The following is a 16,243-nucleotide window of genomic DNA, read 5'->3' on the forward strand; positions in this document are numbered from 1 at the left end:
TATGAAAAAACATGCTGGAAGCTTCACTCCCGCCGTTGCATGGATGATGGTGCTGGTTCTGTTTGTGAACGCTGTCCTATGGGATTACTCAAGGATCAAAATGGGTCATGTCGTCGCAAGTCAAATCTCTTCGAATGCAGTCGAAGCAGCACTTTTTGATTATCAGAGTGAAATTGCCAAATCCTTTGACCTATTGTGCGTCACGGATAGCACTCAGATAAAAGCCGCAGTAGAAGAAGTGTTGAGCGAAGGGATCAATCAAGGGTACAACGAGCTTTATTCTTTGCGGGTGGAGTCAGTGGATGTCTCCTTTCTGGGTGAGACATACGCAGACCCCCAGGCGATAAAATATGCGATTTTAAAAAGGCATAGCGAGCGGTTCATGTTGGGTAAGTTGACGCAGTGGTTGGAAAAACTCGAATTCTTCAAGAGTCTTGGCATTGTGACATCCATGCTTGAGGAGCTTGGAAAGGTCTTTGACAAAGTCACGTCTCTTCAAGACGCGTTTGATCTTTTGGGGCCTCATTACGAACGTGTAAGCAAGTGGCTGAACCAAATGGATGATATGAACGTGCTTGACCTTGTGAATCGCTATCATGACTTGAACAGCGAGGCGTCTGATCTGAAAAGGGAGCTTGGCAGATTATCTGAATCCATCAAAGAAGCGACCGATGAGTCTGAGCTAAGCCGGCTGAGAAAAGAAAGAGCGTCCATAAAGGATGCGCTTGATGAAGTGAAGACCGACATTCAAACGATCAGAGAACGGATTCAGGACTTCAGAGACGGCGTAGAAGGAATCGATGCACTCATCGAGTCTGCAAGAACCTTCACGGAGGAGCTGCAGCAGACACTCGACCTTTTGGCGGTCGTCGGTGTCAAAATAGAAGACAACCGCGAACGCTATAAATCGATGAATTATGTAGCAAAGGTATGTGACGCCGTGGCAAAAACGCTTTCGAAAATTACCCAAAGTGTGACTAAGGCGAACTCTGCAGCTGCAAAAGTGCTGACTGGGTATGACACCGGTAGGGATAGGGTAATGGAGATGATTCGAATTATCGATGATTCGCTTGCTAGGGGAGAAAAAATCGCCAAGGAGATTTGCGAAGCGGATAGTCTTGGCGGTTATTTCAAACGCCTTGCTGTCACCACTTTTGTTCCGGAGGGGGCAATCGATCAGGATGGAAACTTTGATGGAAAGGCTCTGATAAGAGCGCTTCGCGATGTGGTGCTCGGCGATGTTTTTAAACTGGATGAGGCGTATCTGGGTCAGTTGCCAGAGGATGTGTACAAGTCGCTTCCTAGCCAGCGTGCGGGTATCGAGCAGGAAGGTGTCGACAAAAGTCGGTCGAGTGGCTCGACCAGGAACCAGGCCGATGAAATCAACAAGTCATTCAACCGAAGCAGCAATCAGTGGTCAGCCCTGCTGGACGCTCAAATGTTAGGTGCGAAATCGTTAATCGATAAGCTGATCATTGCTGATTACCTAGTGAATCACTTTACCTATAACGTACCAAGTAGGTTTACCGTAGAAGAGCAGACCAATCCATTCATGCCTCAATCGGAAATCGAATACGTGCTGCACGGCAATCGATCGAATGCGTCAAACGCCATATTGACGGATACGGAAATATTCGGCGTACGTTTGTTGATGAACGCTTCGAGCCTTCTTATCACGAAGCAGACGACGGTGCAGAGCCTTTCTGCCCAGTTGGCTGCTGCAACGGGCGGCATCAGCTATCCGATCATGTATGCGGTGGTGGTTGCAGGGTGGTCTGGAACCGAGACGGTGGTGGATGTGAAGAAACTTCATTTGGGCGAATCGATCCCCTTGTTCAAAAAGGGCGGGGAATGGATGGTCGACCTATCACCGGGCAATCTTGCAAAGTTGACGGATTTTATAAGGCTACTGGGTAAGAGCGATACGTTTGAGTTTTCGAGTGACCTAAAAGAAGGGGCGGATACAAAGCTTGACTGGCCGTCCATCGAACTGAGCTACGAGGATTACCTGGTGTTGCTGCTTATGTTTCAGAATGAAACGGAACAGCTATACAGAGTGGCGGATTTGCTGCAGCTCTCTACGGTCTTAAGCGATGAGGGGTTGACAGCTGGGGATCTCGAGACAGCGGTAGCTGTGACAGTGACAGTCAGTGTGGACTTGTGGTTCTCAAGCGCTTTAGGCCAGTATGTGAACGATGATATCCATGATGGAAGGTACTATTATACCTTTTATATGGAACGGGGTTACTAATGACCGCAAAAAAAAGAAAAGGTGCGCTGACAATCGAATTCGCCTGTCTGATGATCATCATCCTAGCGGTGTTCGCGATATTCTCGTCAATACAGCTGACGATTGAAAACCATGGATTGGTCTACAGCGCTGTAGATCGGGCTGCATATTCGCTGTCTGACGATATCTATCTGTTGACTAAGATGAAGGAGCAGCTCATCAGCGCGCCGGTCAATCTGGGTGATACAGAAAAAAGCGGATTGCAGGAACTGATCGGAGCTAAGCTCATCGGCGGTTCTGAAGATTTGATCGGGCAGTTGATTGTAAGTTCGATTGAACAGGACATGAATCGTCAATTTGGTGTTTCGAAAGCATCGGAACTTGCTGAAAAATTCAACATGAGCCATCAGATCACCTATGAAATCGACTGGGGACATCAGGTGCTTATCGTTGAAACTATGACTTCCTACAGGATGCTGGACATGTTTGGAATCCTTCCGGCGCTGACTTTGCATGACCGGCATATCATTCCAGTGAAAAACGGACACGAGCAACTGCTTTTAGAGGATGATTCACGTAGCCTTACTACGGTTTATCTGACATCCAACGGCAGACTCAAGAGTAAAAAGTACCACAATAAGATGTGCTGGGCGCTTCAACGGGCAAAAACGGTCGAATCTTTTCAGGTGAAAAGCGATCTGGTGGATGTCCATGCTCCGATAGAAATCTCGGGAGTGAAATACACCCTCTGCGGCTTCTGTAAAAAAGAACCGCAAAGTAAAGAAGAGAACTAGGTGAACTGGAGGTAAAACGTGTTCGATTGGACTTATAGCAATGACGAATTCTCTCATTACATCCGTGTCCTTCCACCGGAGAACAACCGAATAGACGGATTTAAGATGAATATGCTCAACCAGATCCCATCGGGACTAATCGCCTGCCATTCTGCATGCGAGAACGGGGTCGAGCACCTAGAGTACTCGATCGGTTCCCTGATGCCGCTTTACGATTACCTGAACCATAAAAAACTTGACGATCAAGCCTTAAGAAAAGTGCTTCTGTCGATGATAGCGACCCAAGAGCAACTAAGGACCTATCTGCTCTACACCTCAGACCTTTGGCTTGATACCAGGCAAATGTATATTGAAGTGCAGAGTATGAAATTATATCTGATCTACCTTCCTTTTCAGTTGGAGTGGAATGAAGTGAACTTCCGCGACTGGCTACTTGAGTTTCTTATGCGGTTGCCACCTTCGGTAGGTACCGCCCAGCTCATATCGACCCTGTTCGGTTATACGAAACAGGACGTGTTCACGCTAGTGGGACTTAAGCAGTTGTTACTTGTCGACCACATCGATGAAAGGAATGTTCAGATTCCTAATATGGTTAGATCCAAATCCTCGGTTAAAAATAAGGAAAATAAAGCGCCTGCTTTGGAGTCTGTCGCGAATAGAAAAGAAGTCGTAGACTACCGGTATATGCTGGCGTTTGGAATCATGCAGCTTGGGTATCTCACACTGCTTGCAACCAGCCTGATCGCCGTAAAAAAAATGACTGCAGACGTTACAGAAGCAAGGCTTGGAGCGACATTGATTCTTACGAGCACGAATGCCTTGTTGTATATGAAGCTGTTCAAAGACAAGCTGGACTTTAAAGTGTTGAAGGTCCTCTTTGTACAAAATAAGAAAGTACATCGAATGATCAATGAGGAAGCGGATTCTATCGGTGTCTCCTCAGAGCCCCTAGTTGACAGTCCCAAGTTCTTGCAGGAAGATACCACGGTTCTGGTGTGCGCTGATAGCACGGTGCCATATCTGCTAAGACTCTCCACAGGAGAGAAGCACTTTATCAGCAAGCCTTGCCTGCTGATCGGACGGCAAAAGGACGTGGTCGACATTCATCTGTCGGACAGCGCTATCGGCAGAACGCACGCAGAAATCAATTTCACAGGCGGCGCCTGTGTGATCAGGGATCTGTTCAGTAAGAACGGTACCTTCATCAATGAGGAGCGGGTAGAGGTCAATAAACCGGTCGCACTTGCTGTGGGTGATCAGCTTAAGCTTGCAGATGTGGAGTTGGTCTATCATGAAGGCTAAGAGGACGTGGGCTGCCTATACGCACCGCGGATCGTGCAAGCCTGTCAATCAAGACGCTTTCATCATTAGAAAACTTTCAAACGGGTCGGATAGGGTCCTATTCTGTGCGGTAGCTGACGGAGTCGGTGGGCACGGCGAGGGACGGATGGCTTCACAGCTTGTTGTAAAGGAACTTTCTAAAGCTTGGGCTCATCTTGTCAAGACGACGGAAGTAAGAAGCATAGATATCGGCGTATGGTATGAGCGGTTGTTCGGGGCCTTGACTGCTGTGAATGGAATCCTGCATGAGGAATATGCAAGCAGCGGAGTCCTAAGCGCTACGACCTGTTCGTTCTGCTTGATGGATGAGCGTAATATGCATATCGCCCATATCGGCGATTCTAGAATATTCAGCGTAAAAAAAACAGTCGTCTGTCTGACCGAGGACCATGTGGTAAAAGGAAAGGGAGTACTAACAAAGTGTTTGGGTGCTAGACCTTTACTTGAAGCGGATAAGGTGGTTAGGCTGACGGATCCTGCTGAAAAGATCATCCTTGCGACAGATGGATTCTACAAGCTGGTGGACAAGGACATGATGAAAATCACACAAAGTAAATCAGCGCAAAAATCGCTTGATCATCTGATAGAGGAAGTCACCAAGAAGTATCGAAGAGACAATCTGACACTCATTATCTGCCACATCTAAGGAGAAACCATGCTAAAAAACGGACAAGTACTATTTGAGCGTTATCTAGTGATCGACCTGCTAGGAAAAGGTGGAACAAGCTGCGTCTACCTGGTCAAACATCTGGCACTGGACTCGCTGATGGCCATGAAGGTGATCGACAAGAGCAAGTTTCCTCAAATGGATGCCCATAATGAAGGGCAGATTCTCAAAAACCTGAGGCATCCAAATCTTCCAAGGGTAATCGATATTTTAGAGGAAGAAGCTTACGTGTTTGTCGTAAGAGACTACATCGATGGAGACACGTTAGAGAGTCTTGTCGATTTTAGAGGTCCGCTCCCCCTACAGCAAGTCATCGATTATACACTAAACTTGAGCACCATTCTTAATTACCTTCACAGCTATACTCCGCCTCTGATCTATAGGGATCTGAAACCCTCGAATATTCTTGTCGCAAACGACGGGCAGATTCATCTGATTGATTTTGGCACCACGAGGCAGTATAAAACGGAATGTGAGAAGGATACGGTCTATCTCGGAACCAAAGGTTACGCCGCCCCGGAGCAGTACGGTCAGTCGCAGTCCGATCAAAGGTCGGATGTTTATGCGATAGGAGCGACCATCTATTTCATGTATGTCGGCGAACATTGGCATCTGGTCGACGAGGCTGAAAAGTGGTCTAAGTTTGTTCATGAGAAAGCGCTTCATCTAAAAGGCATTATCAGGGCCTGCATGGAACTGGAACCCGACAGGCGCATACAGTCGGTAACGGAAGTGGCTGAAAGATTCATCGCCTTTGAAGAGACTCAAGCGCTTGAAGCGACTCAAGGGAGAAGCGAAACCTACACATCGAAAGCAAAAGTCGTCGTAGGGGTTATCGGAATGACAAGCGGTTGTGGTACGACCCATATGGCACTCGCAGCCGCCCATGTGCTAAGAAATGATAAGAGAAAGGTTTCAATCTTAGAAAGGCACGACACAGGAAGTCTGCGAATGCTCGAAAAGTACCTTGAAGGGGCTCGATACGAGGAACTTGAAGGAAGCAGCAGCTTTAAGGTAGGTGGCGTCACCTGCTATAAGACCTATTCAGAGACCGACCTCTTACAGCTTGTCAGCAGCAAAAAAGAGAACCTTGTCATCGACTACGGGTCCGATTCTTACATGCTTAATGAGTTTCTGCATGCGCATATAAAGATTTGCGTGCTGCCCTGCGGACCTTGGACCTATGATGCCAAGTCTTTCATTGAAGAGATCAAGCAATACGACGACATTCAGTTTCTGTTTAACCTTTCAGGAAAATCTGAAGCGAAAAAGTTAGCCAAATGGTTAGGTATAAATAGTCATACGGTTCATCAGATAGGTTTCGTACCCTGTCCCCTTGAATATGGTGCTGAACACGATGTGCTGAGACGCATGATGAAACTTGAGAATAAATCGATGTTTAAACGATGGAGGAGGTGAACCAATGCGTAAGAAAACAAAGAGCTTTTTACTAGGACTGATGGTGGGAACGCTTTTGATGGGCAGTGTCAGCATCGGAATCTATTACTATTTCGGGCATTATGAGTCTGCAAAGATCAAAAACCAGTATGAATCGCTATTGGATGAATATAAGCATCCCCCACAGATCAAAGTGTTCCGGCTTGTAAAAAACGTATCTAAAAATGAGGAGGTTGGCGCTGAAGATGTCGAATCAGTATTCCTACCGGCGGTATTTAAGAATGAATTCTTGCAAAGTGCGGATGAAGGTCTCATTGGATTAACTGCAAAGGTTGATCTGAAGGAGGGCACCATCTTGTATGAAGCCATGCTTAGCAACAAGAGTGAGGTTCCAAATGATCTTAGAATCATAGAACTTTGCAATCTGATCACTCCCCTTATGCTAGAGAAGGGTCATGAGGTTGATGTGAGAATCAGCTTTCCTTCCGGTATGGATTATGTGGTGCTTGCAAAAAAAGAACTCATCGAGTACAGGCGTGTAGATACCGATAGCGGAGTACGAGAGGTTTGTATCTTCCATTTGAACGAGGACGAACAGTTGAGACTGTCATCGGCGCTTGTGGATGCCTATCTGCGTGACGGGACATTCCTATATACCACTATCTACGTCGCTCCTGACAGTCAGGAATCCGCGGCGATCACCTACCCTGCCAACGATGATGTGCAGAACCTTATCGCAAACGATCCCAATATTGTGAATCGGGCGATTGTTGCGCTAGAAAAGCAAAAGAGGGCGCAACTTTCTGAAAGCTTGTCGAGACTACCAAGCAACATCAAGCGCGAAGTTCCTGTAAGTGCGTTCAAGCAAGAGTCGGATGACGAGTCAACCGATACTGGGACCACTGACTTAAGTGATGTGAATTGAGGCCATGATGAGAAAAATTACAATAATCAGTCACCCTTCCATAGATAGTATCGTCCTGACACTCGAGCTCGCACATACGCTGTCGTTTCATGCCAGAACGGCCTGTGATCTTAAAAGTGATCATCCGCTTGGACTATTCGGTGGCAAGCAAAAATCACTGCTGCAACTTAATGACATCATTTTAGACCTTGAGTCAGAAGTATCTGATGAAATGGAATACTGCATTTGCAATGAAATCGAGGGCGAAAGCGATTATTACCTGGCAATCATCGAGCCAAATCTCGTTTCCATAGAATCAGTGAAGTCTAAATTAAAGGCAATCAATCCTGTAAATGTCTCCTTGGTCTACCTTAACGCCTTAGACGGAAAACTGGATATGGACTACCTACAGAAATATCACTTGAATACGGTTTATGAAGGTGATGTCGCAAGCGTCTACGAAATTCCATACGATGAAAAAAACAAAGAACAGCAGTTATGTTCACAACTGGACGGAGTAATCCAGTTAGGGAAGCAATCGAAGGAAAAAAGACAAATGCTCGCATCAATGGCACGGGATATCATGAAGCTTGATAAGAAGGCATACAAGCAGCTTCAAAAAAGAATGATGAGGAGGAATTAATATGCTGATCGCATTCTGGTCCACCCATCACGGGCAGACGGCAACGACGACCAATCTGCTATCTATTGCGCTTTGCGCAGCCCTTAAGTACAAACTGAAAGTGCTTGTCGGACATGCTCAACCAGGCATCACGCAGATGGAAAGAGCTCTCCTTTCAGAAGATAGACTGACAGGTCATGCTTCACAGACGAATGAAAACACAGGGAACGCGCTCATAAGACTGGCACGAAACAAGATGCTCCAATCATCGACAATTAGCAATTATACCATTCCACTTTTAAAAGAATCAAGACTTGATGTGTTGAACGGGTATTCACTCAATCTTAAACAAGAGGACCTTCAGGATGTCGAAGTGCTCAAACAGATCTTAAGCACGGCGACGGACGCGTATGACATCGTTTTTTTAGACCTGCACAGCGGATTGGAAAAAGACTATACAAGGGCTTTACTTGAACATGCGGATACCGTCGTTGTAAATCTAAGCCAAAATAAGATGGTGCTGGACGCCTTTATCGAAAAGAAATCTTCCATCAAGTTTAAGTGTGAACCCATACTATGTATAGGCAGATACCAAAAGTCATCCCGATTGACTGAAAAAGCCATCAAAAAGCAGATGAGCACACCATGTTTGGTGAAAGTGCCCCAGCACACCTCTCTGATCGATCTGATGAACGAAGGCAATGTGCTGGAGTTCTTCGGCAGACACTATTATAGGGAGCGATTCGAGAAGAAGCACCCATTCTTCGAGGATGTGGCAAAATCGACGCATACCCTACTTAAGCAACTCGAACTAGTGAAGTAGGTGATGAGATGATATCGGTTCTGATTTTGACATTGGCACTTTCTGTGTTCACCTATTTCGTATTCTTCAGCAGCTCAAGAGCATCCTCAGAAACCTGGCTGGTCGAAGCCGAAAAATATACGGTCTCAGGTGTGCTCGAAATGGTAAAGCAATCCATCAACAACATGACTAAAACCAATCTGGATGTCGCAGGATTATCCACAGAAGCATATAAGAGAGAACTGAGCAAGCGAAGCGAACTGATGAGTGCGCTAAAAAGATGTGTACATGGATCTATCAAGGATAAGCGCTTTGTGAAAGACGTGATTTTCGACATCCTTGACAATTCCTATATCACAGAATCCACAATTGACGACGTGATTCCATTTACAAGTGCTCAGCGCCTTAGTGTGATCGACCAGTTCGATATTCTGCTTCATAAATACAAGTCCAACTATGGAAAAGAGGCTTTCAGCAAATTGGTGGAAACCTATCAGCTTGATAAGATCAAGACAACCGCCTACGAGAAAGGGGCACAGGCCTATGTTATTTCCCAGGCGGATATCAAGGCGATCTACAACAAGGAACAGATCTATCTGAGCTATATCGACAAACTACAAATACTCACTCAGAGAATCTACCAGGCTTACAAGGGATTTTCTGTGATCGATGAACTTCGGGACATGAATATCGATGGGGTCAGCGGAGGTGTTTCAGGCCTTGTCGAAGATGACGGTTCGGACATCGGCATCATGAATCAGCTGGGTAAGCTACCTCAAAGTTATGAGAGCGTCTGGGTGTTTTACAAGGGAAAGTCGATCCATCTGTCCTTCTTGAGCTTCGGTTCATACAACGAACTGAAAAGAGTGTGCCAGAACATCTATAGGTACAACAATCCAGGGATGCTCTCGCAAAATGTCGGGTTTAAGGTCAATGATATGATCGACGGTTCAAGGGTTGTGGTCGTCAGGCCTGATTTTAGTGAGAGCTGGGCCTTCTTTGTTAGAAAATTCCACCTGAACCATGTCACGCTGGATATGCTGATCAAAGATGAAAACTGTCAGCTACCTATCGGACTCATCAGGTACCTTGCAAAGGGCGGAAGGATCTCGTCGATCACCGGATCTCAGGGTTCAGGCAAAACGACACTGCTTATGGCGATGGTCTCAGAAATATATGGCACGTTGACGCTTCGTATTCAGGAAATGGCCTTTGAACTTCATTTAAGAAAATTGTATCCCTATCGGAACATACTTTCATTTAAAGAAACCTCCCATATTTCAGGGCAGAAGGGACTCGATGTGCAAAAGAAGACAGACGGATCTGTAAACATCCTTGGAGAGGTGGCTACAGACGAAGTAGCCGCTTGGATGATCCAGATGGCGCAAGTCGCAAGTCTGTTCACCCTATTCACCCACCATGCGAAGACCGCAAGGGATCTTGTGCTGTCGATACGAAACAGCCTGCTCAAATGCGATGTGTTCAGAGACGAGAAGATCGCCGAAGAACAGGTGGTCAATGTGCTGAATTTCGACATACACCTGACAAGGGACTACTCGGGTAAAAGGTTCATCGAGCGTATTACTGAAATTGTTCCTGTAAATGATGAGTTGGAATATCCGGAAGAATACAGGGACGCTACGAGCGAAATGGCGATGCAGCAGTTTATGAGCACGATGACGGTGTTCTTTAAAAAAATGACGGATAAGAAAGTCTATGAAGCACGTGACGTCGTACGCTTTGAAGATGGAAGATACATAAGTAGCCAACCGATCAGCCGCATTCAGCAGGAGGCGATGAAAGAACTGATGACGCTAGAGGATGCGAGCGCATTCGAGGAGTTCGTCCATAAGAACTGGGAGGGTCAAGATCATGAGTATACCAGTACTGATGTTGATGTCATCTCTTAGCGGCCTATGTTTACTTGTTCTAATCGCCCTGATCCTAAAGTTTCAAAGACCGAATGACTCTATCGGTATTGTAAAAACCAAAACAAGGCAACTCGACTCGAAATGGCTTTTATGGGCTTATGACAAGCTCTCTTCAAACTTATTGACAAGAAGGTATGTACTTTCGATTAGAGAACGTCTAATCATCACGAGCGACAATGATGAAAAAGCGGTTCGAGAACAGACAGTGGTCGTTTACTCTACCGCGACGACCATCGTTTCGGTCATAATGGTCCTATTCGCTATTTTTGTGCGTGAATGGTATCTGTGGATGGTGCTGATCATCACACTTTTCTTCGTTTCAGAGACGATTGTCGATTTTTTTGTGAATCGGGTGAAGATAAGATTGCTTGAGCAACTGATCAGCTATATCGAGCAGCTAAGGAACCAATATTTTCAGTCCGGCATGATCGACGAGGCATTTTCGGATGCGATGGACGGTCTAAATCCAAAGAAAAACCACGACGTATTGAAGCAAGCCAATCTGATTCATGAGATCCTCATCAGCTCCGACGGGGAAACGCTGCTTAACGCATATTATCAGACGGCGCCAAATAAATACCTGAAGCTGCTTGCCGGAATCGCGTTTATCATCAAGGAATTCGGAGATACGACCATAGAAGGAGCCTCCCTGTTCGCCAAGAGTCTGACTCACCTAAGCAGCGAGCTGAGGGATGAGGTCATCATACGTGACAAGCTGAATTTTGGACTTAAAAGCATGAACTTCATCGCCCTGGTTCCTCTATTTGCAATGAAACCGATCAGGGCGTGGGCCAGTAACAGCTTTTACCCCTTGATGCAGTTCTATGAGGGCCCCCTTGGATTCGTTGTCGAAATATCAGTACTCATTATCATACTCATCTCTTATGCGGTCTTAAGAAAAATACAGAACTTTCACGAAGAGGAGAGTCGAAAATCTGAAAACCATCATCTTGAACGATGGATGATGAAACACTTTTCAAAACCGATCGAGTTCATGGTACCTCAAAAACACTCAAAAGCTTACAAGCGAACAGACACGAGAATGAAGTCTGCGATGGTCTACATTCCGATCGAATGGCACTATGTGCAAAAATGCTCAGTGGCTGTCGCTTGCGCATCGATAGCGCTCCTTATCATCGTGGCAACAATAATGATGGGAACGCAGTCAGTCTACAAGACACCCACAACACCAAGCGGATTTTTAGCGGGTGAGTTAAAGGGAAAAGCGCTTGAAGAGGCACAGGAAACGACCGCGATTGACAATGAGATCCTTCGTAAGACATTTGCTAAAATGACTAGGGATGAGTTAATGGAGCTAATTAAAAACGACTATGAATATAGTGGTGAAAAGTTACGGGTGACAACCAGTAGAATTTCTGACAAATTGAAGCTGCTTGATAATTATCAATTCGACTGGACACATGTACTGATCATCTACGTAATGTGCCTTATCGGATGGTATGCCCCGGACGTGATGCTCCTGGTCAGAAAAAAAATCGCTCAGTCCGATCTGGAGTCCGAAGTCAGCAAGTTTCAACTGATCATCATGATGATGATGCGGATCGAGTCGGTAAGCGTCGACTTTCTGCTGGAATGGTTGGAAAGATTCAGTTTTGTTCTGAAAGAGCCTATTCAACGGGCAATCATGGATTATGACGCCGGTGCGGAAGAAGCGCTGGAGCGATTGAAAGGCAGTACTGAAAATGAAGATTTTCACAAACTGGTTTCAGGACTCGTCAGCGCCGTAAACAAACTGTCGATACATCAGGCGTTTGACGAGCTCGAGACCGAAAAACTCTACTATGTCGAAAAAAGAAGGATTCAGAATGAAAGAATGGTATCCTCAAAAATCAGCGCGGGGCAAATCATAGGGTTTACGCCAACCTATGCCTTAGTCGTCCTGTACTTTATGATACCGCTTGTCTATGCCAGTGTGGCAGAGATGCAGACGTACTTTGATAAACTGTCACTTTAATAAAAAAGGAGAATACAATGGATAACAATATCGGAAAAGCACTTTGGATCGGCATCGGAATTCTATTTTTTATAGCGGTCGTATCACTTGGACTGACCCTGCTCGATCAAGGTCGAGGAATCGCCGAACAGCAGTCCGACCAGTTGACTGAGGTTCAAAAAAGATTATCAGACGCTCAGTTTGATATCTATGACAATCAATCGGTCGCCGGGTCACAGGTTCTAGGGTGCATAAAGAGTTTTAGAGAAGCATCCGACACCTTCGGCATCAGTGTGAAAACAAATAAAGGTACTGTAATCTATCTGAACGATGCCACCTTCAGTGGTAGCGGTGTCTCATTAGGTAACGCTCATACATTAGCGGATATTGAAACGATGATCAAGGAAGCAAGAGATGAGAGCGATACCGCCTATATCAATCCTGTAGCGACCTTTGATGCTCAGATACGTAAAGATAGCAATGGGGTAGTCAGCGGAATCGTATTCTCGCAAGAATAAGATGAATCAATCTGTTGGAGATGCGGTGTCAACCGCAGTGAATGTGTTGGCCATCATTGGAATATTATCGTGTGTGCTTACCTTTTACACCCCGGTAGTTCGGATGATCGATCACCTTGAACAAAGTAAACGTTCTGAAGCAACCAGTGAGTCTTTTGATGTGAGGGGATATGAAATCACTGGGAAAGAAGTACGCGAAGTCCTAGTAAGGCATCTTTATCGGTTAGTCTCTGCTGCCAGCAATTCGGATACTTTTAATCTCATTGAAACAGGCGTACAGGTCACAGATGAAATGACCACGACAGTGGTGTACAAGGACCAGAAAGTAACCGCCGATAACTATGACTCCCTGATAGTCGATCTGGCTGGGTCCTATGAAATCATCTATCAGGTAGATCATTCAAATCCAGGCGGCCTGACAATCGACATAAAGGAGAGAAAAGATGATTGAACAATCCCTATGGAAAATAACCGCGTTTATCCTCGTAATCATCCTACTGATTATTTTTCCAATCCTCCATATGCTTGAGAAGCAAGATGAAATCATTCAAATCAGGTTGATGGATGAAGTCGATTATTTTTTGTCTCAGGTTACGGCACAAGGAAAAATCTCAGCCCAGTCCTATGAGCAATTTCAGACGAAGCTAAATGCCTTAGGACAACCATTTAACGTGAGTTTACTGCATGAGAAGAAGGTGTTTGTTCCAATCTACACAGATCCGACTGACGCGACTACCTTTACGGGTAAAATGGCCGCGGTTTACGACGAAATCCCGAATGATGAAATCAAGCGACTACTATTCCCTGAGAACAGTATGGCCAAACAAGATTATGCCATGTCAAAAGGGGATTATCTGACCGTGGTTGTAAAGAGCTCTTTAAAATCAAAAGCTCAAATTATGAAAGAAGCGATATGGCAAGTTCATACTGATGCTGTTTCTTACTATGTTCGATTAAGTGGAAGGATTGCACATGAGACTCCTTAATATGGCCATCATCCTACTGATGGTCCTATGCACCATATTCTTCATCAACGATATGCGTATCGATGAAATCAAGCGAAATCAGATTTCTGAATATTATTACCATAAGGTGTTCAGGCACTCCCTTGAGGATGCGGCGGAAGTTCTCAGGGAATCGAGTGAGATCTATGGCAGTTCTGATGCGATACTTGAAATGGTGGAACCTGAACGCGCTGTGGATAGTTTCTTTGAGACGTTCTCAAAAAATATGAACATGAATAACCAAATCGGAAGGCTTCAGCTCGAAAAGTATGTGCCGATAATCGTATTAACGATCAACGACGGTTACTTTCTTTATGGAAGTGACCTATTGAGAACGGATCATGGGATTAACCCTCAGAAGATCATCCATCCCAAAAAGCAGTTCATGCACATGGCAGGCGAAGAAATCTACTTCTTCAGACTCGATGGAAGACACAGAATCCTGTACAAAGATGACTCAGGCACGTGGCAAACACAGACTGGAAGGATTGATGAACTAGCTAGTGAAGCTTCTTCAGAACAAGCGAAATTGTTTTTTTCTGCAATCGATGCCTCGGATAAAATTAAGCGCATGATGCTGGAGCAATTAGAGGAAGATATTTCACAAAGCATGGGAAGACATATCCAATATGCTGCAGATTTCGGATTCTACTATAATTTCAGTTTTGATCCGATTGACACTTCATGGACAGGAATAATAGATGAACCAAGCATCTTTACAGTTCTTCAAGGCATGCCCCTAGGAAATAACAAGAGCCTTGATCTTGTTGGAGCTTTTCAACTGAGTATCAGGAAACGAGATTTCATTTATGGTTTTGTGAAAAATGGTGTAAGATATTATAGTAAGGAAAGTTGTTCTTCAATTGAGACTGAAGAAGTTGAACAGGTATTCTTAAACCCTGCAGATGCTGCAGGAGCGGGGTACTATCCTTGTCATGATTGTTTTCACATCGATTAGCCACTAGGAGGCGTTATGAACAAAGTCATCGAAACAATTAAGTCTCACAGATCCATAAGAAAATTTACAAAAGAGCATATCCCGAGCACAATTCTACAGGAGATTTTTGATGCCGCCAGATATGCGTCAACATCATCGTTTGTACAAGCGTATCACATCATTCGAATCACTGATACAACTAAAAGACATGCGATTTATGAACTAAGCGGTGAACAACCCTACATTAATATGGCGCCGGAATTCCTCGTTTTTTGCGCTGACCTCCACAAACTGAATCACGCGTGTGAGTTGCACGGTGAAAAAATGGACGATGGTTATATGGAAAGTATGATTGTCGCAACAGTAGATGCAAGTCTGGTCGCTCAGAATCTTATGCTCGCTGCTGAATCGTTCGATCTTGGCGGAGTATACATCGGCGGACTAAGGAATAACATTGCCAAAGTTTCACAACTTTTAAACCTACCCAAACATGTATATCCTCTCTTTGGTATGTGCCTAGGATACCCTGAACAGAATCCACAAACGAAACCTAGAATGGATATTTCGCTTATCTTAAGCGAAAATGGGTATGATGCAATCGATGCAGAAAAATTAAGTCAGTATGATGAGACGGTGAAAAACTATTATTTTGAACGGACTCATGGAAAAATCAATCATACATGGACTGAACAGATGAGTGAGAAGATGAAAAATGAAACCAGACCATTCATGCTGAACTACTTGCAAAAACAGGGTTTTGCGAGAAAATAGAAAGTCGGAATAAAAAAATATAAAAAAGTTTTCAAAAATGGTTGACGTCGTATCGTCTTGGTGATAGTATATTACTTGTCGCTAAGACATACGGCGGCTAACGCAACAACAGAAAAGCAATAGAGAAGTGAAATCACCTCTACGTTGAACAAAGTACGTTCAACTGACCGGTGTGGCGTCGTGAATAAGAAACATTCACGATCAATGAACCATGACAACTGAACAATGTACCCGCTTCCAATAAGCCGCCCCGTATAAACGATAGGCGAGTTGGAAAGCGACAATGGATAATTAGAGTGCAAGAAAAGCACCAAAAAAAATCACAAATAATTAACGCTAGACGTTAAACAAACTATTTTAATTAAGAGTT

The 16,243-nt window shown here is 44.8% G+C and carries 15 protein-coding genes; all 15 read left to right on the forward strand.

Annotated features, from left to right (window positions below; translation table 11 throughout):
• The first annotated feature begins 1 nt into the window (after nucleotide 1).
• From DWB64_RS14805 to nfsA, 15 genes are read left to right on the forward strand one after another with little or no spacing between them, the layout of a single operon-like run.
• Entirely contained in the window at nucleotides 2–2,251 is a 2,250-nt protein-coding gene (locus DWB64_RS14805) for a DUF5702 domain-containing protein (protein WP_129489025.1), read from the forward strand.
• Nucleotides 2,251–3,024: a hypothetical protein gene (locus tag DWB64_RS14810; protein WP_129489026.1), complete on the forward strand. Its 774-nt coding sequence runs from the start codon at nucleotides 2,251–2,253 to the stop codon at nucleotides 3,022–3,024. Before DWB64_RS14805 ends, DWB64_RS14810 begins: the two co-directional genes overlap by 1 nt.
• Nucleotides 3,025–3,042: 18 nt before the next feature.
• On the forward strand, nucleotides 3,043–4,326 hold the full coding sequence (locus DWB64_RS14815) for a DUF6382 domain-containing protein (protein ID WP_129489027.1): 1,284 nt from the start codon (nucleotides 3,043–3,045) through the stop codon (nucleotides 4,324–4,326).
• Nucleotides 4,316–5,011, forward strand: coding sequence for a PP2C family serine/threonine-protein phosphatase (locus tag DWB64_RS14820; RefSeq protein ID WP_164980433.1), 696 nt, complete (start codon nucleotides 4,316–4,318; stop codon nucleotides 5,009–5,011). The genes DWB64_RS14815 and DWB64_RS14820 overlap by 11 nt, the downstream gene beginning before the upstream one ends.
• Nucleotides 5,012–5,020: 9 nt before the next feature.
• Nucleotides 5,021–6,451, forward strand: a complete 1,431-nt coding sequence (locus DWB64_RS14825) for a serine/threonine-protein kinase (protein ID WP_129489029.1) — start codon at nucleotides 5,021–5,023, stop codon at nucleotides 6,449–6,451.
• A 4-nt stretch (nucleotides 6,452–6,455) separates the two neighbouring features.
• Entirely contained in the window at nucleotides 6,456–7,355 is a 900-nt protein-coding gene (locus DWB64_RS14830) for an SAF domain-containing protein (RefSeq protein ID WP_129489030.1), read from the forward strand.
• Between the two features lie 7 nt (nucleotides 7,356–7,362).
• The gene (locus DWB64_RS14835; protein ID WP_129489031.1) at nucleotides 7,363–7,977 is read left to right on the forward strand and encodes a hypothetical protein; all 615 of its coding nucleotides are present in this window, start codon (nucleotides 7,363–7,365) and stop codon (nucleotides 7,975–7,977) included.
• 1 nt (nucleotide 7,978) lies between these two features.
• Complete coding sequence (locus DWB64_RS14840; protein WP_129489032.1) at nucleotides 7,979–8,779, forward strand: AAA family ATPase; 801 nt, start codon at nucleotides 7,979–7,981, stop codon at nucleotides 8,777–8,779.
• Between the two features lie 8 nt (nucleotides 8,780–8,787).
• The gene (locus DWB64_RS14845; protein ID WP_129489033.1) at nucleotides 8,788–10,668 is read left to right on the forward strand and encodes a Flp pilus assembly complex ATPase component TadA; all 1,881 of its coding nucleotides are present in this window, start codon (nucleotides 8,788–8,790) and stop codon (nucleotides 10,666–10,668) included.
• The gene (locus DWB64_RS14850) at nucleotides 10,631–12,664 is read left to right on the forward strand and encodes a hypothetical protein (RefSeq protein WP_129489034.1); all 2,034 of its coding nucleotides are present in this window, start codon (nucleotides 10,631–10,633) and stop codon (nucleotides 12,662–12,664) included. Before DWB64_RS14845 ends, DWB64_RS14850 begins: the two co-directional genes overlap by 38 nt.
• A gap of 17 nt (nucleotides 12,665–12,681) precedes the next feature.
• Nucleotides 12,682–13,161, forward strand: coding sequence for a hypothetical protein (locus DWB64_RS14855; RefSeq protein ID WP_129489035.1), 480 nt, complete (start codon nucleotides 12,682–12,684; stop codon nucleotides 13,159–13,161).
• Between the two features lie 25 nt (nucleotides 13,162–13,186).
• Entirely contained in the window at nucleotides 13,187–13,612 is a 426-nt protein-coding gene (locus DWB64_RS14860) for a hypothetical protein (RefSeq protein WP_129489036.1), read from the forward strand.
• Nucleotides 13,605–14,147 carry a hypothetical protein gene (locus tag DWB64_RS14865; protein WP_129489037.1) on the forward strand — a complete coding sequence of 181 codons (543 nt, stop codon included), beginning with the start codon at nucleotides 13,605–13,607 and terminating at the stop codon, nucleotides 14,145–14,147. Before DWB64_RS14860 ends, DWB64_RS14865 begins: the two co-directional genes overlap by 8 nt.
• Nucleotides 14,134–15,123 (forward strand): hypothetical protein, encoded by a 990-nt coding sequence (locus tag DWB64_RS14870; protein WP_129489038.1) that lies wholly within the window; start codon nucleotides 14,134–14,136, stop codon nucleotides 15,121–15,123. The genes DWB64_RS14865 and DWB64_RS14870 overlap by 14 nt, the downstream gene beginning before the upstream one ends.
• A 15-nt stretch (nucleotides 15,124–15,138) precedes the next feature.
• Nucleotides 15,139–15,873: an oxygen-insensitive NADPH nitroreductase gene (gene nfsA, locus DWB64_RS14875; protein ID WP_129489039.1), complete on the forward strand. Its 735-nt coding sequence runs from the start codon at nucleotides 15,139–15,141 to the stop codon at nucleotides 15,871–15,873.
• Nucleotides 15,874–16,243: the final 370 nt, after the last annotated feature.

This window comes from Fusibacter sp. A1 (genome assembly GCF_004125825.1).
Taxonomy (GTDB): domain Bacteria; phylum Bacillota; class Clostridia; order Peptostreptococcales; family Acidaminobacteraceae; genus QQWI01.

What these genes read in the sequence shown, in the direction of transcription:
- DWB64_RS14870 (WP_129489038.1), top strand. Translation starts at nt 14,134, where the DNA reads ATGAGACTCCTTAATATGGCCATCATCCTACTGATGGTCCTATGCACC.
- DWB64_RS14865 (WP_129489037.1), top strand. Translation starts at nt 13,605, where the DNA reads ATGATTGAACAATCCCTATGGAAAATAACCGCGTTTATCCTCGTAATC.
- DWB64_RS14840 (WP_129489032.1), top strand. Translation starts at nt 7,979, where the DNA reads ATGCTGATCGCATTCTGGTCCACCCATCACGGGCAGACGGCAACGACG.
- DWB64_RS14810 (WP_129489026.1), top strand. Translation starts at nt 2,251, where the DNA reads ATGACCGCAAAAAAAAGAAAAGGTGCGCTGACAATCGAATTCGCCTGT.
- DWB64_RS14805 (WP_129489025.1), top strand. Translation starts at nt 2, where the DNA reads ATGAAAAAACATGCTGGAAGCTTCACTCCCGCCGTTGCATGGATGATG.
- DWB64_RS14820 (WP_164980433.1), top strand. Translation starts at nt 4,316, where the DNA reads ATGAAGGCTAAGAGGACGTGGGCTGCCTATACGCACCGCGGATCGTGC.
- DWB64_RS14850 (WP_129489034.1), top strand. Translation starts at nt 10,631, where the DNA reads ATGAGTATACCAGTACTGATGTTGATGTCATCTCTTAGCGGCCTATGT.
- DWB64_RS14845 (WP_129489033.1), top strand. Translation starts at nt 8,788, where the DNA reads ATGATATCGGTTCTGATTTTGACATTGGCACTTTCTGTGTTCACCTAT.
- DWB64_RS14825 (WP_129489029.1), top strand. Translation starts at nt 5,021, where the DNA reads ATGCTAAAAAACGGACAAGTACTATTTGAGCGTTATCTAGTGATCGAC.
- DWB64_RS14855 (WP_129489035.1), top strand. Translation starts at nt 12,682, where the DNA reads ATGGATAACAATATCGGAAAAGCACTTTGGATCGGCATCGGAATTCTA.
- DWB64_RS14830 (WP_129489030.1), top strand. Translation starts at nt 6,456, where the DNA reads ATGCGTAAGAAAACAAAGAGCTTTTTACTAGGACTGATGGTGGGAACG.
- nfsA (WP_129489039.1), top strand. Translation starts at nt 15,139, where the DNA reads ATGAACAAAGTCATCGAAACAATTAAGTCTCACAGATCCATAAGAAAA.
- DWB64_RS14835 (WP_129489031.1), top strand. Translation starts at nt 7,363, where the DNA reads ATGAGAAAAATTACAATAATCAGTCACCCTTCCATAGATAGTATCGTC.